Annotated in this window: 15 protein-coding genes; 4 read left to right on the plus strand and 11 right to left on the minus strand. The window is 70.5% G+C overall.

Going from position 1 to position 17,916, the window contains the following annotated elements:
- Nucleotides 1-28: 28 nt before the first annotated feature.
- The 7 genes from ACIBQX_RS08470 to ACIBQX_RS08500 all read right to left on the minus strand — a co-directional run bounded on the left by ACIBQX_RS08470 (nucleotide 29) and on the right by ACIBQX_RS08500 (nucleotide 4,782).
- Entirely contained in the window at nucleotides 29-1,207 is a 1,179-nt protein-coding gene (locus ACIBQX_RS08470; protein WP_397002073.1) for a sensor histidine kinase, read from the minus strand.
- Nucleotides 1,208-1,210: 3 nt separating this feature from the next.
- A complete protein-coding gene (locus ACIBQX_RS08475) occupies nucleotides 1,211-1,624 on the minus strand; it encodes an HIT family protein (protein ID WP_397002075.1) in 414 nt (137 codons plus the stop codon).
- On the minus strand, nucleotides 1,621-2,337 hold the full coding sequence (locus ACIBQX_RS08480; RefSeq protein ID WP_397002077.1) for a DUF1838 family protein: 717 nt from the start codon (nucleotides 2,335-2,337) through the stop codon (nucleotides 1,621-1,623). The genes ACIBQX_RS08475 and ACIBQX_RS08480 overlap by 4 nt, the downstream gene beginning before the upstream one ends.
- Nucleotides 2,338-2,381: 44 nt before the next feature.
- Nucleotides 2,382-3,263: a YihY/virulence factor BrkB family protein gene (locus tag ACIBQX_RS08485; RefSeq protein ID WP_397002079.1), complete on the minus strand. Its 882-nt coding sequence runs from the start codon at nucleotides 3,261-3,263 to the stop codon at nucleotides 2,382-2,384.
- A 54-nt stretch (nucleotides 3,264-3,317) separates the two neighbouring features.
- Nucleotides 3,318-4,130, minus strand: a complete 813-nt coding sequence (locus tag ACIBQX_RS08490; protein ID WP_397002081.1) for a DUF3618 domain-containing protein — start codon at nucleotides 4,128-4,130, stop codon at nucleotides 3,318-3,320.
- Nucleotides 4,127-4,507 (minus strand): phage holin family protein, encoded by a 381-nt coding sequence (locus tag ACIBQX_RS08495; protein ID WP_397002083.1) that lies wholly within the window; start codon nucleotides 4,505-4,507, stop codon nucleotides 4,127-4,129. Before ACIBQX_RS08495 ends, ACIBQX_RS08490 begins: the two co-directional genes overlap by 4 nt.
- A gap of 110 nt (nucleotides 4,508-4,617) precedes the next feature.
- On the minus strand, nucleotides 4,618-4,782 hold the full coding sequence (locus tag ACIBQX_RS08500; protein ID WP_397002085.1) for a hypothetical protein: 165 nt from the start codon (nucleotides 4,780-4,782) through the stop codon (nucleotides 4,618-4,620).
- Nucleotides 4,783-4,831: 49 nt separating this feature from the next.
- Here ACIBQX_RS08500 and ACIBQX_RS08505 point away from each other — a divergent pair, with 49 nt between their 5' ends.
- Together ACIBQX_RS08505 and ACIBQX_RS08510 are read left to right on the plus strand one after the other, a co-directional pair.
- Nucleotides 4,832-7,870, plus strand: a complete 3,039-nt coding sequence (locus ACIBQX_RS08505; RefSeq protein ID WP_397002087.1) for a DEAD/DEAH box helicase — start codon at nucleotides 4,832-4,834, stop codon at nucleotides 7,868-7,870.
- Nucleotides 7,871-7,872: 2 nt separating this feature from the next.
- A complete protein-coding gene (locus ACIBQX_RS08510) occupies nucleotides 7,873-8,661 on the plus strand; it encodes an SWIM zinc finger family protein (RefSeq protein WP_397002089.1) in 789 nt (262 codons plus the stop codon).
- Nucleotides 8,662-8,664: 3 nt separating this feature from the next.
- Here the strand turns inward: ACIBQX_RS08510 and ACIBQX_RS08515 are convergent, their stop codons facing one another.
- From ACIBQX_RS08515 to ctaD, 3 genes are all read right to left on the minus strand, one after another.
- Complete coding sequence (locus tag ACIBQX_RS08515) at nucleotides 8,665-9,603, minus strand: diacylglycerol/lipid kinase family protein (protein ID WP_397002091.1); 939 nt, start codon at nucleotides 9,601-9,603, stop codon at nucleotides 8,665-8,667.
- A 93-nt stretch (nucleotides 9,604-9,696) separates the two neighbouring features.
- Nucleotides 9,697-12,351 carry an immune inhibitor A domain-containing protein gene (locus tag ACIBQX_RS08520; RefSeq protein ID WP_397002093.1) on the minus strand — a complete coding sequence of 885 codons (2,655 nt, stop codon included), beginning with the start codon at nucleotides 12,349-12,351 and terminating at the stop codon, nucleotides 9,697-9,699.
- 303 nt (nucleotides 12,352-12,654) lie between these two features.
- On the minus strand, nucleotides 12,655-14,307 hold the full coding sequence (gene ctaD, locus ACIBQX_RS08525) for a cytochrome c oxidase subunit I (protein ID WP_397002095.1): 1,653 nt from the start codon (nucleotides 14,305-14,307) through the stop codon (nucleotides 12,655-12,657).
- A gap of 217 nt (nucleotides 14,308-14,524) precedes the next feature.
- Between ctaD and ACIBQX_RS08530 the strand changes: the two genes are divergently transcribed.
- Nucleotides 14,525-15,727: an aminotransferase class I/II-fold pyridoxal phosphate-dependent enzyme gene (locus tag ACIBQX_RS08530; protein WP_397002097.1), complete on the plus strand. Its 1,203-nt coding sequence runs from the start codon at nucleotides 14,525-14,527 to the stop codon at nucleotides 15,725-15,727.
- 29 nt (nucleotides 15,728-15,756) lie between these two features.
- Here the strand turns inward: ACIBQX_RS08530 and ACIBQX_RS08535 are convergent, their stop codons facing one another.
- Nucleotides 15,757-16,308, minus strand: a complete 552-nt coding sequence (locus tag ACIBQX_RS08535; protein WP_397002099.1) for a hypothetical protein — start codon at nucleotides 16,306-16,308, stop codon at nucleotides 15,757-15,759.
- A gap of 70 nt (nucleotides 16,309-16,378) precedes the next feature.
- Here ACIBQX_RS08535 and ACIBQX_RS08540 point away from each other — a divergent pair, with 70 nt between their 5' ends.
- Nucleotides 16,379-17,740, plus strand: a complete 1,362-nt coding sequence (locus ACIBQX_RS08540; protein WP_397002101.1) for an FAD-binding oxidoreductase — start codon at nucleotides 16,379-16,381, stop codon at nucleotides 17,738-17,740.
- The last annotated feature ends 176 nt before the right edge of the window (nucleotides 17,741-17,916 follow it).

Below are 17,916 nucleotides of genomic sequence, written 5' to 3' on the forward strand. Positions count from 1 at the left end.
GTGATAAAACCGACAACAAAGGTCCAGGTCAACGGGCTGAGACGCCTGGGTGATATTTCGGCAACCTCACGTTGACCTTAGTGCCCGCGCCAGGGGCCGTCTCGACGACCAATCCGTACTCGTCGCCGTACACCTGGCGCAGCCGCTCGTCCACGTTCGCCAGCCCGACGCCGCCCGATGAGGAGGCCTCACCTGCGAGGATGCGGCGCAGCCGGTCCGGGTCCATGCCGAGGCCGTCGTCCTCGACGCTGATGCCGCACTCGGCTCCGGCGTCCTCGGCGACGATCGTGATCCGGCCCACGCCGTCCTTGCTCTCCAGGCCGTGCCTGACGGCGTTCTCCACCAGGGGCTGCAGGCACAGGAACGGCACCGCCACCGGCAGCACCTCGGGCGCGATGCGCAGCGTCACCTGAAGCTGGTCGCCGAAGCGGGCGCGTTCGAGCACGAGGTAGCGCTCGACCGAACGCAGTTCCTCGGCCAGCGTGGTGAACTCGCCGTGCCGGCGGAAGGAGTAGCGGGTGAAGTCGGCGAACTCCAGCAGCAGCTCCCTGGCCCGCTCCGGGTCGGTGCGGACGAACGAGGCGATCGCGGTGAGCGAGTTGTAGATGAAGTGCGGCGAGATCTGCGCGCGCAGCGCCCGTACCTCCGCCTCCATCAGCAGCGTGCGCGAGCGGTGCAGCTCGGCCAGCTCCAGCTGTGAGTCCACCCAGCCGGCCACCTCCTGCGCGGCCCTGACGAGCCCCGCGGAGGCGTGCGGGCCGAAGGCGGCCAGCGTGCCGACCACCCGGTCGTCGGTGGTGAGAGGGACGACCACGGCGTGCCTGACGGGGCACTCCAGCAGGTCGCAGGAGATGGCCAGGACCTGGGTGCGGCCGTCTGCCAGGGTGGCCTTGGCCTGCTCGAAGGCCTCCGGGGCGTGGTGCTCGCCGGCCCCGTCGTAGACCAGCAGGCGCTCGCCGTCGGTGATGGCCAGCGCGGAGGAGCCGAGCAGCTCGCGCAGGTGCCGCGAGGAGCGCAGCGCGCCCTCGGAGGTCAGCCCGGCCCGCAGCGGCGGCCCGGCCAGCGAGGCCGTGTGCAGCGTCTCGAAGGTGGCCCGCTCCGCCGGGCTGGTGCCGAGCTCCCGGCGGCCCCGCATGACCCGCCAGAGCACGAGCGCGGGCACCCCCACCAGTCCCGCGATCACGGCCGCGCCGAAGACGTACTCCATGACTCAGCCCTCGGGCAGCGCTTTGGCGATGCGCTCGGCGTAGAGCTGCGCCTCCGCGTCGGAGGCGTAGGTGGTGCGGGGCCAGAAGAAGCCGCGCAGGCCGTCCTTGCGGTGGCGTGGCACCACGTGCACGTGCAGGTGGGCGACGCTCTGGCTGACGCGGTTGTTCATGGCGACGAACGTGCCGTCGGTTTCCAGGCCCTCCTCCACGGCGCGGGTGATCGCCTGCACCCGCTCGAAGAACGGGCCGACGTCGGTCAGGTCGGTGAGCACCTCGACGTGGGCGCGCGGCACCACGAGCACATGCCCCTTGAAGACGGGCCGGGTGTCGAGGAAGGAGACCGACACCTCGTCGGAGTGCACGACGCGGGCCGGCCGCTCCCCGGCGATGATCTCGCAGAACAGGTCGTTGCTCACCGGCCGACTGTATCCGCCCGCCCGGCGTAGGCCGTCCAGCTGGTCATGTTAGGGCCCGACCACCGCTCCGGCGCGTGCAGGAAGCGCTCGCCGACGCGCTCGCGCAGCCGCTCGGGCACCTCGGCGGTCTTGCCGCCCCGGCAGTGGTAGACGAGCCCGCCCGGCCGCTGCGCCATCGCCATCCACGGCAGCCAGGGCGACACCCGGCACCAGGAGAACACCGACGGCACGTCGGCCATGCCGGAGCCGAGCTCGGCGGCCCCGGCGAAGAACTGGAACAGCTCCAGCGCCCGGTAGGTGTCGCCCGCCGAATTCTCGGGGTGGTCGGCGACCTTGAGCGGCGAGGGGTAGGCCAGGCGGACGTCGACGTTGAAGACCACCTGGTCGCCCAGCCGGGTGACCGGCACCGGGCGGTCGCCGAGCCGCTGGTTGACCGGGTCGTTGAAGACGTGCCGCACCTCGGTCCGCCGCCCGGTGAGCGGGTTGTCCCACACGTCGAGCACGTCCCTGCCGACCGGGTCGAGGTAGAGGGCGGCCTCCCTGGTCAGCAGCTGCCAGCCGTCGTCGGCGCGGACCGCCCGGGCCACGTTGAGGCCCTCGACGCCGAACAGGTGGTGCGGGCCGCCGTCCGGCTCCCATCCGTAGACGTCACCGGTCCACCACGAGATCGTCTCGGTGCCGTCGGACGACGCGCGTACCCGGATGAAGTCCATGACAGGCAGCTTTACCCGGCCGCGATGAGGTTGCAAGCCCCAGGTCAGTCAGGGAGGTTGTCGGGCTTGGGCGGGTCGCGCGGCACCACGTACGGCTCCTGCTCGGCGGGCTTGCCGGCGACCGCGTTGCGCTCCCTGATCAGCTCGGCGTCCAGCTCCGCGCCGAACAGCAGCGCCATGTTCGACAGCCACAGCCAGACGAGGAAGACCACGACCGCCGCGAGCGTGCCGTACGTCTTGTTGTAGGAGCCGAAGTTGGCCACGTACAGGGCGAAGCCGCCGGAGACGAGCACCCAGAGCAGGACCGCCAGCAGGCCGCCGGGGGTGAGCCAGCGCACGCCGGGCTGGCGCACGTTCGGCGCCGCCCAGTACAGCACCATGATCAGCCCTGCCGCGATCAGGGCCAGGACGGGCCACTTGGCCAGGTCCCAGACGGTCACCACGGTCTCGCCCAGGCCCAGCGCCTCACCCGCCAGGCGCGCGAAGTCACCGGTCAGCGTGACCGCGACCGCCGCCACAGTCAGCAGGACCGCGAGGAGGACCGTGAGGCCGACGCGCAGTGGGGTGATCTTCCAGAAGGGGCGGCCCTCCCGGATGTCGTAGATCTGGTTGCCCGCCCTGATGAAGGCCGCGATGTAGCCGGAGGCGGCCCACAGGGCGACCACGAGACCGATGATCGCGGCGAGGCCCGCCCGGGTGTCGCGCACCTGCGACAGGCCCTGGCCGAGCAGGTCGCGCACCTCCGCGGGCGCCACCGCCGTCAGGTTGCCGACGACGGCGGCGGCGTCCTGACGGCCGAGCAGTCCGAGCATCGACACCAGGACGATCAGCGCCGGGAAGATCGACAGGACCGCGTAGTAGGTGAGGGAGGCCGCCAGGTCCTGGACGCGGTCGTTGTTGAACTCGGCCACCGTGCGCCTGATCACGCGCCACCAGGACCGGCCTGGCAGTTCGGTGGGCCGCTCGGGACGTTCCACCGCTCACTTGGCCCTGTTGCGCCTCATGATCCGCCGTACGACGAAGGCCAGCACCGCGCCCATGGCCGCGATCATCAGCATGGGCCGCTTCCTGGCCTGCTCAGGCGTCGCGTCGTGCACCTTGTCCGCCATGACGGCGGCCTTGCCCTTGACGGTCCCGGCCACCTCGGTCGCCTTGCCCTTGGCCGTACCCGTCACTTCGGCCGCCTTGCCCTTGGCCGCACCGGTCATCTCGGCCGCCTTGCCCTTGGCCGTGCCCGTGAACTCGGCCGCCTTCTCCTTGGCCGTCTCCGTCATCTCCGCCGCTTTTCCCTTCGCGGTCTCCGCCATGTGTCCTGCCCTTCCTTTCGCTGTCGCCGCCGCCTCGCCCGCCCGGCTCTTGACGTCCGCCTTCTGGGCCAGGGCGTGCACGGTCTCGCCGAGCTCCTGGCGGGTCTGCCTGATGTCCTGCCGTACGTCGTCCGCGTCCTGCTGTCTCGCGCCGTCCTGGCTGTGGCGCCGCTCGTGCCGCTCGCGGCTGTGGCGCTCGTCGCTGGGGTGCTGCTCGTGGCGGGGCTCGCCGCCCTGCAGCGACTCCTCCTCCACGGCGCGCGACCTGACCGCGTCGGTGCGGTCGTCGCGCTGGGGGGCCTCGGGGACGAAGGTCTCGTGACCCTCTCGGGCGCGCTCCGCCTCGTGCGCGTTCTCAGCCGCGCCGGGCCTGGTGGGAGGCACGTTGATGGACTCGTGGTCGATGGGCTCGCCCACTGCCGCGCGCCGGGCGCCCACGGTGCCCGCGTGCTGCTTGTCGGTGCGACCGGGGTTCATCTCGCTCATCGCCGCGCCCCCTCCCTGACCGCGTCGAGGTCGGCCCGGACGCTCGCCATCGTCTCCGCCGGGACCATCGGCGTGGCCTGCTGGACCTTCTTCTTGCCGACCAGGCCGAGCAGCGCGGCGGCGACGAACAGGAGCACCGCCACGATCGCGGCGGCCAGCCACGCGGGCATGACCAGAGCGAGAAGCAGCACGAGCGCGGCCACAAGCGTGGCTCCGCCCAGGAACGCGACCACGCCGGCCGCGCCGGCCAGCCCCGCGCCGAGTCCCGCGCGCTTGCCCTTCTGCGTGATCTCGAGCTTGGCCAGCCGCAACTCGTCCTTCACGAGCCGGGAGACCTGTTCCGACAGATCGTTCACTAGCTTGTGAGTGTCGTTCACGCCGTCGCCTCCTCCGTTCGAGGGGGCGACTACCCAGGGAACCGGCCTTATATCAACGGCACGGCGGCGCGCAGGGGGTCAGCGCTCGGTCAGCGCTCGGTCAGCACTCGTCAGCGCTTCGCCGCGCGCAGCAGGAAGTCGAAGACCGCCACGACGGGCGACTTCTGGGTCTCGCACCAGTTGTCGGGCTTCTTGGGCGCGCTCCACGGGGATGGGAGCTCGCACGAGGGAGCCTGCGGCTTGGGCCGCTCACACCACGATCCGGGAGGGTTCATACCTTTATCGTACGCGCCGTGGCCGTGTCGCGGCGGGTAACCTGCCGAGGTGCTGGTCGTACATGGTGTCTGGGCAGGAGACGGGCTCGCCTTCTGGGCGGAGGACGCGGCCGTCGACCCGCGCCCCGCGTCCGGAGCCGCCCCGCGCTCCCACCCCTTCGCCGCCTCGGCGAGCACCCTGGCCGCCGCCCTCGCCCTCCCCGAGGCTGCCCGGGACGCGTCGCAGGGTCCTGGTGCAGGCGTCCGCGAGTTGGAGCTGCTGCTGCCCGGCTCGGTGAAGGAGCCGCTGCCGTCTCCCGAGACGGGACTGCTGTCCGCGATCGCCCGGCCCCGGCTGCACCTGTGGCGGGTCGACGCGCTGGTTCCGCCCGTCGGCGAGGCGCTGCGCCTGGTGGACGAGCAGGCCGCCGGCGCCGCCACCCTGCGTCACTGGGCCGCCGTCGTGGCGTTCGCTCGCGATCTCGTACGGCGCGGCCGCGTCATCCCCCGGCTCGTCACCGTCGGCGGCGGCGCGGGCGAGCGGCCCGATGACGGCGGCGTGGGCCAGTGGGCCGGGGAGTGGGCTCAACCTGAGGCCGACGCCAGGGCGGTGTGGCAGCCGGTGCTGACCGGCGCGGACGCGTCGTACTTCAAGGAGCTGGCGCTGGCCATGCCGCCCGCCTGCCGCACCTGGAGGGCCGAGCGGCCGTCCGGTGAGGTGCTGGGTGAGGCGCTCGGGGCGTTCGCCGACGCGCTGGTGCGGGCGGCGCTGGGCGAGCCGCTCGTCAGGCGGCCGGGCACGCCGCAGGAGCGATGGCTGGCGGCGCTGACCGGGCCTGACGGCGCCTGCCCGGACGTGCCGGAGCTGCGGAAGGAACTCGACGCCTGGCGGGCGTCCGTGGTCGCCGCCGACGGGGCCGCCCGCGTCTGCTTCCGGCTGGTCGAACCAGCCGACGCGGGCACCGACGCAGGAGCGGGCGGGGGCTCTGGGGAGTGGCGGGTGGAGGTGGCGTTGCAGGCCGCCGATGACCCGAGTCTGTACGTTCCCGCCGGGCGGGTGTGGGCCGGCGAGCCGGTGGTGGGGTTGCCCCGGCGGCCGGAGCGGGAGCTGCTCGCCGGGCTGGGGCGGGCCGTGCGGCTGTATCCCGAGCTGGATCGGGCGCTGCGGGTGGCCGAGCCGAGCGAGCTGACGCTGGACACGCGGGGCGCGTTCGAGTTCCTGCGGCAGGCGGCGCCGCTGTTGCAGGCGGCCGGGTTCGGGGTGCAGCTGCCGAGGTGGGCGGGGCGCGCCCGGCTCGGGCTGAAGCTCACCACCCGCACCCAGCGGCAGAGCGCGGCCACGGGGCAGGGGTTCGGGCTGCGGGAGCTGGTGGACTTCAGGGTCGACCTGGCGGTGGGCGACGAGACCGTCACCGAGGAGGAGCTGGCCGAGCTGGCCAGGCTCAAGGTGCCGCTGGTGCGGGTGCGGGGCCAGTGGGTGGAGCTGGACGAGCGCCAGCTCGCGGCGGCGTTGAAGGCGGTCGAGGGCGGGCGGGCCGGGCAGGTGCCGGCGGCCGACATCCTGCGCGAGGTGATGCAGGGGGACGATGAGCTGCCGCTGCTGACGGTGGACGCCGACGGGGTGCTCGGCGATCTGCTGTCGGGGCAGGCGGAGCGGCGGCTGCTGCCGATCGGCACGCCCGCCGGGCTGGACGCGACGCTGCGGCCCTATCAGGAGCGCGGGCTGGCGTGGCTGAGCTTCCTGTCGGAGCTGGGGCTCGGCGGGGTGCTCGCCGACGACATGGGCCTGGGCAAGACGGTCACCACGCTGGCGTTGCTCGTGCACGAGCGGGCCGGGTCAGCGCGCACCGAGCCGACGCTGCTGGTCTGCCCGATGTCGCTGGTGGGCAACTGGCGCCGGGAGGCGGCCCGGTTCGCGCCGGAGCTGCGCGTGCACGTACACCATGGCAGCGGCAGGGACGTCGGCGAGATCGACGGCGCGGACCTGGTGATCACCACCTACGGGACCGCCCAGCGGGACCTGGAGGCGCTGCGCGGGCTGCGGTGGCGGCGGGTGGTGTGCGACGAGGCGCAGGCCATCAAGAACAGCTCCACCCTCCAGGCGCGGGCGGTCAGGGCGATCCCGGCGGGCACCCGGCTGGCCCTGACCGGGACTCCGGTGGAGAACCATCTCGCCGAGCTGTGGTCGATCATGGAGTTCGCCAATCCGGGGCTGCTCGGATCGCGGTCGAGGTTCAGGACGCGCTTCCAGGAGCCGATCGAGGCCCGTCAGGACGAGCAGGCGGCGCAGGCGCTGCGGCGGGCGACCGGGCCGTTCGTGCTGCGCCGGCTCAAGACGGACACCTCGATCATCTCCGACCTGCCGGAGAAGCTGGAGGTCAAGGAGTGGTGCACGCTGACGGCCGAGCAGGCGTCGCTGTACCAGGCGGTCGTGGACGACATGCTGGCCAAGATCGACGACAGCGAGGGAATCGAGCGGCGCGGCCTGGTGCTGAGCGCGATGGCCAGGCTGAAGCAGGTCTGCAACCACCCGGCTCACCTGCTCAAGGACGGCTCGCTGCTGGCGGGCAGGTCGGGCAAGCTGAGCCGGCTGGAGCAGCTCGCGGAGGAGATCGTGGCCGAGGGCGAGAAGGCGCTGGTGTTCACGCAGTACTCCGAGTTCGGCACGATGCTGCAGCCCTATCTGGCGCAGCGGCTGGAGCGGCCGGTGCTGTGGCTGCACGGCGGCCTGCCGAGCCGGACCCGCGACCGCCTGGTGGACCGCTTCCAGCATGACGACGAGCCGATGCTGTTCCTACTGTCGCTCAAGGCGGCGGGAGTGGGGCTGAACCTGACGGCGGCGAGCCACGTCATCCACGTCGACCGCTGGTGGAACCCGGCCGTCGAGGACCAGGCGACCGACCGGGCGTTCCGCATCGGCCAGCGCCGCAACGTCCAGGTGCGCAAGCTGATCTGCGCCGGCACCTTGGAAGAACGGGTGGACGAGATGATCGAGCGGAAGAAGGCGCTCGCCGAGCGGGTGGTCGGCGCGGGCGAGGACTGGCTGACGGACCTGTCCACCGGTGAGCTGCGCGAGGTGTTCCGTCTGACGGCCGAGGCGGTGAGCTGAGCATGCCGGTCGGCAGGGACGGCTGGTTCGAGGCGGGCCGGCCCATCAGGGTCGAAGGCGGCATCCGGGCCCGGACGCAGCGCGGCTCCATCGGCTCGACGTGGTGGTCCAGGCGCTTCATCGACATCCTGGAGCGGATCTGCGACCAGGGCCGGCTGTCGCGCGGCCGCCGCTACGCCCGCGCCGGCCAGGTCCTGTCCATCGACCTGTCGCCCGGCCTGGCGGCCGCGTCGGTGCAGGGCTCGCGTGCCGAACCGTACGACGTGACGATCTCCGTCGAGGCGTACGACGAGACGCGCTGGACGGCGATCGAGGAGGTGATCGGGGCGCAGGCCGTCTACCGGGCCAAGCTGCTGGCCGGGGAGATGCCGACGGAGATCGAGGAGCTGTTCGCCTCGCTCGGCGCCGACCTGTTCCCGCGCGACCTGGACATGGAGTGCTCGTGCCCCGACTGGGGCTTTCCGTGCAAGCACGTGTCGGCGGTGCTCTATCTGCTGGCCGAGTCGTTCGACGACGACCCGTTCCTGGTGCTCGCCTGGCGCGGCCGCACCCGCGACCAGCTGCTCGGCAACCTGGCCGACGACCCGGTGGTGGACGCGGTGTCGCTGGAGGTGGCGGACGTGCCGTTCGCGGACCGCCTGGCGGACTTCTACGCGCCGGCGGCCACCGTCCACCGCCCCGAGCGCAGGCCCGCCGCCGCGCCGCCGGACCTCCTCCCCCGCGTCTTCCCGCCACCCCCGGAGGTGGCGAGCCCGCTCACCGCCGCTTACGGCCGTCTGGGATCCGGCTAGGGGTCAGCGGTCCTCGAAGCTGTCGGGGACCATCACGCGGACGCCGTTGGGGACCACGCGCAGGCGGATGGGCGTGCGGAGGCGTACTTCGCCGTCGACGTCGGCGGCCATCGGCGGGTCGGTCTCCAGCAGCATCTCGCGGCCGACCACGAAGGGGCCGCCCGCCAGGCTGCGCCAGCGGCCGGTGGTGGCGCGGGCCAGCGTCTCGACCAGGAGCCGCACTTTCTTGCCCGAGCCGAGCTGGTAGGCCACCAGCATGCCGTCGTCGATGCTGATGTCGCGGGCCACCTGCCAGCCGCCGTGGAAGCGGCCGTTGGCGATGTTGAGCTGGTGGGTGAGCAGCTCGTGGCGCTGGCCGTCGACGGTGATGTAGGCGCGGAAGGGCGTGTGCCCCGGCAGCACGGTCAGGGCGGTCAGCGGGTAGGCCGGCCGGCCGAGCACCCGCTTGAGCCACGGCTTGACCTTGCCCGCCACCTCGACCGACACGCCGAAGCTGGCCAGGTTGGCGAACGGCCGGTCGTCGGCCATGCCGAGGTCGATGTCGGCGACCTTGCCGGTGTCGAACACCCTGATCGCGCCGGCCAGGTCGAGCGGCAGGCCGAGGCTGCGGGCGAAGTTGTTGGTGGTGCCGAGCGGCAGCACGCCGAGCGCCACGTCGCGGTGGGCGACGTGGCGCACGGCCGAGGAGAGGGTGCCGTCGCCGCCGCCGACGATGAGCAGGTCAGGGCCGGTGGCGAGCGCGGTGTCCAGCAGGTCGCGCAGCCGCTTGGGGTTGTAGACGCCGATCTCGGCCAGTGGTTCGTAGCCGAGCTTGTGCAGCTGCTCGATCACCTCGAAGTAGTGGCGACGGCCGCGACGCGAACGAGTGTTGATCACCACCGCGACCCGGCGGTCCTGCCGGATCGCCTTGGTGTGCTCGGCCTTGGCGCGCAATTCGCTCATGGTCGTCAATCGTAGGTCCTGATCCCCCGGCCTTCAGCCGCCGGACCAGGTCGGGTGGAGGGCCGCCGGGACTTCTCCCGGCGGCCCCGTGGCTCACTTCTTGGGCGGGACCACCTGGACGATGGCGCCCAGGTTGCCGGGAAGCGGCGCGACGAGCTTGAACTGCACGCCCAGCGCCTTGCCCTCGTCACCGGGGTTGCCGGTGCCGAGGACGTGGCCGCCGCCGATGTCGGTGCCGTAGAACTCGGTGGCGGCGGTGCCGTCGACGTTCACCACGCGGGTGCTGTACGGCTGGTCGTCCTTGCTCGGGACCACGACGGAGGCGTCGAAGTCACGGTAGAAGAGGCCGCCGTCCTGCACTTCGAGGCCGGGGTACCAGGTCTTGGCGTCGGTGAAGTTCCGCACGCCCTTGAGCCCCTTGATCTCGGTGCAGTACTCGCTGAACGGCTCGCCGGCTGCCTCCAGGCACTCCTTCAGCGGGTAGGTGTCCTTGAAGGAGAAGGCCGCGTTGGACGTCTGCGTACGGCCGTCCATGTTCTTGTGCCGGCTCGGGTCCTTGGCGGCGGCGTCGCCCGTGCGGCGCAGCGGGTCGAAGTGCGAGTCCACCAGGAGGAGGGAGCCCTTGGAGCCGATGCTCGGCCCGGCTTCGAGGTTGTTGGCCAGGCTGTTGTTGGTGAAGGTCGAGTCGCGGTACCAGACGAGCAGGCCGGGCGCGTTGTACTTGACCTTCTCCACCTTCCACGCGCCGTCACGCGAGTAGTTGGTGTCGTAGGCGTACTGCAGGCCCTTGTCGAACCCGTCGAAGTTACGCCACTCGGCCAGGTAGAACCGGTCGATCTGGCGTTCGCCGTTGTTGATCGTCCAGCCCGAGCCGCTGGTGTTGGTGAACGTGCCGCCGGCGGCGCGCCAGCCGTTCTCGCCGCCTTCGACGTCGTCGCTCCACACGGCGGCGCCGCCGTTGGTGAGCTCGAAGTCGTCGGCGTGCCAGCCGCGCGGGGTGAAGGCCGCGTCGGTGTTGTACGCCAGCCGCAGCTTGATCGTCTGACCGGCGAACGGGGTCAGGTTGACGTAGTCGTGCCGCCAGCCGTCGGTGTTGCCGGTGATGCCGTACTTCTTGTCGCCGAACGCCTGGAGGTTCTTGTTCGGGTCCGGGTAGTCGTCGGCGGTGGTGATCTCGTTACCGGCCTCGTCGAAGACCTTCTGCTGGGCCCACGTCTGGCCGCCGTCGGTGGACACCTCGACGAAGCCGAAGTCCCAGTCGGCCTCGATCTCGTAGTTGTTCCACATCCAGAACCGCACGTCGGTCCCGGCGGGCACCTCCACGTCGCGGTTCAGCGAGACGTTGGCCCACTCCTGGTCCATGCCGGACCACCAGGCGCCGGTGCCGCTGTGCGGGTCGATCATCTTCAGCGGCTCGGACTTGAGGTTCACCCGGACGCCGTCCTCGGTGAACTTGGGGGTGCGGGAGGACTGGCCGACGGTGACCAGGCGCTGGCGGTCACCCGGGTCGAGCACCTCGGGGTTCGCCCAGCCGAGCACCCACTTGTCCCACAGGCCCATGTGGGTGGGCATCGACTGGAAGATCGGGCCGGAGTGGGAGCCGCTGGACATCAGGTCCCAGAAGTCCACCGCGGAACTGGCCGCGCCCGAGGTGTCGTAGAGGTCGGGCAGGCCCAGGTCGTGGCCGTACTCGTGGGCGAAGACGCCGACGCCGGAGTCCTCGGGCTGCACGATGTAGTTGGAGATCTTCTTGTCGCTGCCGGGCACCTGATAGCCGCCGGCGACCGCGCTGGAGTGCGCCCAGATGGCGTAGGTGCCCTCGGCGCCGCCGCCGGAGGACTTGTCCTTGCCGGCGTGCACGAGCACGAGGTGGTCGATCACGCCGTCGGGCTCGGCGAAGTTGCCGTCGCCGTCGGCGTCGGAGACGTCCTCGACGTCGTAGTCGGCCCACGGGAATTCGGGCTGGGTCTGCGCGAGCACGTCGACGGCGTCGATGGCGAGCTGGCCGGCGCCGCGCGGGTTGTCGGGGTGGCCGGACATGTCCTGCTGGACGTTGCCGCAGGCCGCCGCGCCGTACCACGCCTCGGAGTGCGGGGCCTTGATCCAGCCGACGGCGGAGCCGGTGACGGAGTAGGCGCCCTTGGACATCTCCTCGTACATCTTCTTCATGGTGAAGCCGGAGATGTCGATGCCGCGCCTGCCGTCGCGCGGGTCTCTCAGGTCGGTGCGCACCCGCTCGGTGATGCCCCGGTCGGTGTAGAGCATCTTGTTGAAGTGCTCGGGGCTGAAGTCCTTGACCCAGAAGGAGTTGTTGTCCTTCGCCTGCAGGGTGGCGGGGTCGGGGATGTTGTTGTGCAAGGGGCCGTTCAGCACCGTGCCGGCCGGCTCGGTGACGCAGTCGTCGGGGGCGCTGCCGACGGTCCGGGGCCGGCTGAAGCCGGAGAAGTCGTCGTTGGCGCCCTCGTTGAACTCGACGAGCAGAGTCAGCAGCTTGGCCGTCGTGGTCTGCTTGGAGTTCTTGAAGATGAAGTCCGCCGGGTTGCGGCCCGTCTTGATGGCCTGCCTCTCGCGAGCGGCGAGGACGCGGCCGGCGGCGGGGTTGCCGGTCTTGAACTTCCGGTCGAACTCCTGCGCCCGGGACAGGCGCTTGTCGCTGCCGGGCACGGCCGGGTCCTCGGGCGAGTCCTCGACGCTGGGCGGCGCGTAGTTAATGTAGTAGTCAGAGGCACTGGGCTCGTATCTCGCCACCGAGGATGCCTGAGCGGTGGGGACCGTCAAGGCAGCGCCGAGGAGGGCTACCGCCGGGACCAGGGTTAACAGGCGCTTTGGGCTGGACAAAGTAACCCCTTCTGCCCGGGATCGCCGGGCGCATGATCATAGGGAGTCGCAATGCCGGACGGTAGAGCTTCCTAAAGAATCCGTAAAGTAGGTTGTTGAAATGTAACCAAATAAGGACATTTCACAACAGCAGACCCATGGCTATGATCACGCGCGCCTGTAACAGACGAACGCGAGGCCCCAGTAGGGACCTCGCGTAAGGAGCCGCCCGGGTCAGCCGGTCGACTTCTCCGGCTTCCTGTGCGGGTAGTGCAGGTCGAAGGCGGGCCGTTCGGACCTGATCGGCGGCATGGACGTGAAGTTGTGCCGGGGCGGCGGGCAGGAGGTGGCCCATTCGAGTGAGTTACCGAAGCCCCACGGGTCGTCCATCCTCACCTTGGGCGCCCTCTTGGCCGTTTTGTAGATGTTGTACAGGAACGGGATCGTCGAGGCGCTGAGCAGGAACGCCCCCACGGAAGAGATCTGGTTGAGCGTGGTGAACCCGTCCTGGGCGCCGTAGTCGGCGTAGCGCCGGGGCATGCCGAGCACGCCGAGCCAGTGCTGCACCAGGAACGTGGTGTGGAAGCCGATGAACAGGGTCCAGAAGTGGACCTTGCCCAGCCGGTCGTCGAGCATCTTGCCGGTCATCTTCGGCCACCAGAAGTAGAACCCGGCGAACATCGCGAACACCACCGTGCCGAAGACCACGTAGTGGAAGTGCGCCACCACGAAGTACGTGTCGGTGACGTGGAAGTCGAGCGGCGGCGAGCCGAGGATGACCCCGGTGAGCCCGCCCAGCAGGAACGTGATGAGGAACCCGATCGCGAACAGCATCGGCGACTCGAAGCTGAGATGCCCGCGCCACATCGTGCCGATCCAGTTGAAGAACTTCACCCCGGTCGGCACCGCGATGAGGAAGGTCATGAACGAGAAGAACGGCAGCAGCACCTGGCCGGTCGGGAACATGTGGTGCGCCCACACCGTCATCGACAGCCCGGCGATCGCGATGGTGGCCCCCACCAGCCCCAGGTAGCCGAAGATGGGCTTGCGGCTGAAGACCGGGATGACCTCGGTGATGATGCCGAAGAACGGCAGCGCGATGATGTAGACCTCAGGATGGCCGAAGAACCAGAACAGGTGCTGCCACAGGATCGGCCCGCTGCCGTTGGCGTCGAAGACGTGGGTGCCGAACTTGCGGTCCGACTCCAGCGCCAGCAGCGCGGCGGCCAGCACCGGGAAGGCCATCAGCACCATCATCGAGGTCAGCAGCACGTTCCAGCAGAAGATGGGCATCCTGAACATGGTCATGCCGGGCGCGCGCATGCCGATGATCGTGGTGATGAAGTTGACCGAGCCGAGGATCGTGCCGAGCCCGCTCAGCGCCAGGCCCATGATCCACAGGTCGCCGCCGACACCGGGCGAGTAGGTGGCCGTCGACAGCGGCGTGTAGCCGAACCAGCCGAAGTCCGCCGCACCGCCCGGCGTGAAGAAGCCGGCCACCGCGATCAGCCCGCCGAACAGGAACAGCCAGTACGCGACCGCGTTCAGCCTCGGGAAGGCCACGTCCGGCGCGCCGATCTGCAACGGCATGATCACATTGGCGAACCCGGCGAACAGCGGCGTCGCGAACAGCAGCAGCATGATCGTGCCGTGCATGGTGAACAGCTGGTTGTACTGCTGCGCGTCGACCAGCTGCATCCCCGGCTGCACCAGCTCGGCCCGGATGATCACCGCCATGACCCCGGCCGCGAGGAAGAACCCGAAGGAGGTGATGAGGTACAGATAACCGATGACCTTGTGGTCGGTGGTCGTCAGCCAGGACACGATCACGGTCCCGGTCCGGCGGCTCCCGGCCTGCTCGATCGAGGTCTCGCGGACGCTGGTCACGGCTGCTCCCTCCCTGCGAGGTACGGGCTGCCCCTATGCCCCCATTTCACGCCAACCATCGCCCCGCGAACAGGGGAAGTTCGCCCGCATGCGTCGCCGGCATGGCCGCCATGCGAGATCGTCGCGTCACGCGCCGGACCGGCTCCTGACCTGAGGCCCGGTGCGCGGGCGGCGTCTTCTATCCTTCGTATCCGACCCGATCGGAGGAGAAGACCTCGTGAACGCCTCGCGTGACTATGCCGCCCTCGTCCAGCGTGGACTCTCGCTCGACCTCACCAGGGGCAAGCCGTCACCGCGCCAGCTGGACCTCTCCAACGACATGCTGAGGATGCCGTCGTCCTACCTCACGGCCGGCGGCGCCGACGCGCGCAACTACGGCGACCTGCAGGGGCTGCCGGAGCTGCGGGCCCTGTTCGGGCCGCTGCTGCAGGTCCCGGCGGCACAGCTCGTCGTCGGCGGCAACGCCAGCCTGGCGATGATGCACGACACGATCGTGCACGCGCTGCTCAGCCGGATGCCGGGCGCGGCCCGCCGCTGGGTCGAGGAGCCGAAGATCACCTTCCTCTGCCCCGTCCCCGGCTATGACCGGCATTTCACCATCTGCGAGCAGTTCGGGATCACCATGGTCCCGGTGCCGATGAACGCGGACGGCCCCGACATGGACGTGGTCGAGCGCCTGGTCGCCGAGGACGCGAGCGTCAAGGGCATCTGGTGCGTGCCCAAGTACAGCAACCCGACCGGCATCGTCTACAGCGACGAGACCGTGCGCCGACTCGCCGCCATGCCCACCGCCGCCCCCGACTTCCGCGTCTTCTGGGACAACGCCTACGCGGTTCACCACCTCACCGACACGCCGGTGGAGCTGGCCGACCTGCTGGCGCTCAGCGCCGAGCACGGCGATCCCGACCGCGTCCTCGTCTACGGCTCCACCTCCAAGGTGACCCTGGCGGGCTCCGGCGTGGCCTTCTTCGGCTCCTCCCCGGCGAACGTCGAGTGGTTCCTGGCCGGTGCCCGCAAGCAGACGATCGGCCCGGACAAGCTCAACCAGCTCCGCCACGTGGAGTTCCTGCGCGATGCCGAGGGCGTGGCCGCGCACATGCGCAAGCATGCCGAGCTGATCGGGCCCAAGTTCGAGGCCGTGGACCGGGTGCTGGCCAAGGAGCTCGGCGACCTGGCCACCTGGACCAGCCCGAAGGGCGGCTACTTCGTCAGCCTGCAGGTGCCGCGCGCCGCCGAGGTGGTGGCCAGGGCCAAGGCCGCCGGGATCGCGCTGACCCCGGCCGGCGCCACCCACCCCTACGGCACGGACCCGGGTGACAGCACGATCAGGATCGCGCCCACCTACCCGAGCCTGGAGGAGCTGGAGCAGGCCATCACCGGCCTGGCCGTCTGCGTCCGCCTGGTCGCGGAGGAAGCCTGAATCAGGGCCGGGGTGCGAGAGCCGTACACTCAGGTGCGCTTTCTGTAGCCGAAGATGTACTCGCGCGTCTCGCTCGGATGGAACGAGACGCCGACCTCCGGCTCGAACGCGACGTTGTCGCGGGGGCAGTAGTAGAGGCCCTCCCAGACGGCGAGGGCCTGCTCCCTGGCCGGGCCCTCGGCGTGGTCGGTCTTGCGCGCGCCGCGCGCGCCGAGCACGAACAGCAGCCCGAACCCCCACAGAAACCCGGTCAGGCAGAACGGCGCGAGCAGCACCTCACCCCAGCCAGAGTCCTTGCCCATCGCGAGCACCAGCGCCAGCACCAGGTGCACCAGGGCGCCGAGCAGGAGCAACAGGTAGCCCTGGTTCCTGGCCCACGGGTTGTAGTGGCGGCTGGGGAACGACAGCCAGACCGCGAGCTGGGTGCGGCTCATCAGATGCTTGGAGGCGCCCAGCGCGGGCGCGGTGGGCAGGTCCGCCACCTGCCGTTCCCCTGGCAGCCTGACCCTGCCGATCCGGTACGTGGTGCCCGCCGCCACCGCTCCCGGCACCGAAACGACCTGGTCTACCTGCCCACACACCGGACACTTCGCTTCCACCTGGGCAGTCTGGCCGTAAGGCTCCGTCCGTGCAAACCGTAAGGTTTCTCATGTGAGACCCATTGACGCCCTGGTGAAGTCCCTGCCCGACGGCCGTGTGCTGACCGATCCCGATGTGACCGATTCCTATGCCCGTGACCGCACCTTCGTGGAGCCTGGCAAGCCGATCGGCGTGGTGCTGGCCGCCTCCCGCGACGACGTGGTGACCACCCTGCGCTGGGCGAGCGAGCACCGGGTGCCGGTGGTGCCGCGCGGCGCGGGCACCGGGCTGGCGGGCGCCGCCACGGCGAGCGAGGGGGCACTGATCCTCTCGCTGGCCAGGATGACCGCGATCAGGGAGCTGTCGCCTGCGGACGAGATCGCCGTGGTCGAACCGGGAGTGATCACCGCCGACCTGGACAGGGCCGCCCGGGAGCACGGGCTGATGTACGCGCCGGACCCCTCGTCGTACGAGATCTCCACGATCGGCGGAAACCTGGCGACGAACGCGGGCGGACTGCGCTGCGTCAAGTACGGCGTCACCCGCGACTCCGCGCTCGGCCTGGAGGTCGTGCTGGCCGACGGCCGGATCCTCGACACCGGCCGGCGCACGATGAAGGGCGTCACCGGCTACGACCTGACCGGGCTGTTCGTCGGCTCGGAGGGCACCCTCGGCGTGATCACCGCGGCCACCGTGCGGCTGCGCCCGGCGCCCACGGCGCCTCCGGCGACGTTCGCCGCGGAGTTCGGCTCGCTGCGCGAGGCGGGCGCGGCCGTGTCGGCGATCATGGCGGCCGGGTGCCAGCCGTCGCTGATGGAGCTGCTGGACCGTGGCACGCTGGAGGCCATCGACGACTGGCGCAACATCGGCCTGGAGGCAGGCACGATGGCCATGCTGATCGGGCAGTCCGACGCCTCCGACGCCCAGGTCACGGCCGAGCGGATGGAGCGGCTCTGCCTCGACAACGGGGCCTCCTTCGTCGCCGTCTCCACCAGCCCGCAGGAGACCGAGGAGCTGATCGGGCTGCGCCGGATGGCCTACGAGGCCAAGGAGCGGCTCGGCGCGTGCCTGGTGGAGGACGTCTGCGTGCCCCGCTCGGTGCTGCCTGAGATGATCACCGCCATCGAGGCCGCCGGCGCGCGGCACGGGGTGCGGATCTGCACGGTCGCGCACGCGGGCGACGGCAACCTGCACCCGGTCTTCATCTTCGACCACGGTACGGCCGAGCCGCCGGCCGAGGTGTGGGCCGCCGCGGACGAAGTGTTCACCCGCGCGTTGGAGCTGGGCGGCACGCTCACCGGCGAGCACGGTGTCGGGCTGCTCAAACAGCGTTGGCTCGCGCTCGAATCCGGACCAGTGGCCCAAGATGTGCAGAAGGGGATCAAAGCCGTATTTGACCCTCTGGGGCTTCTCAACCCAGGAAAGGCCATCTGATCAGCGATCATCCCACTGTTCACCAAGCCGTGACCTAACCTCCGCATACGGACTCGACCTGCACAGAAACGCTGACATGTCAGCGTCAAAGATGAATGATCTGCCAGGTGAGGCTACGTACCAAAGGTCACGCTGGTACGGTCTTGCCCCAACGATCGTTTCTGTTATGGGGGGCA

Source organism: Nonomuraea sp. NPDC049714 (genome assembly GCF_044465295.1).
Lineage (GTDB): Bacteria > Actinomycetota > Actinomycetes > Streptosporangiales > Streptosporangiaceae > Nonomuraea.

Excerpts from the sequence above, each read along its gene's own strand:
- ACIBQX_RS08480 (WP_397002077.1), bottom strand. The coding sequence starts at position 2,337 with ATGGACTTCATCCGGGTACGCGCGTCGTCCGACGGCACCGAGACGATC.
- ACIBQX_RS08500 (WP_397002085.1), bottom strand. The coding sequence starts at position 4,782 with ATGAACCCTCCCGGATCGTGGTGTGAGCGGCCCAAGCCGCAGGCTCCC.
- ACIBQX_RS08490 (WP_397002081.1), bottom strand. The coding sequence starts at position 4,130 with ATGAGCGAGATGAACCCCGGTCGCACCGACAAGCAGCACGCGGGCACC.
- ACIBQX_RS08515 (WP_397002091.1), bottom strand. The coding sequence starts at position 9,603 with ATGAGCGAATTGCGCGCCAAGGCCGAGCACACCAAGGCGATCCGGCAG.
- ACIBQX_RS08470 (WP_397002073.1), bottom strand. The coding sequence starts at position 1,207 with ATGGAGTACGTCTTCGGCGCGGCCGTGATCGCGGGACTGGTGGGGGTG.
- ACIBQX_RS08510 (WP_397002089.1), top strand. The coding sequence starts at position 7,873 with ATGCCGGTCGGCAGGGACGGCTGGTTCGAGGCGGGCCGGCCCATCAGG.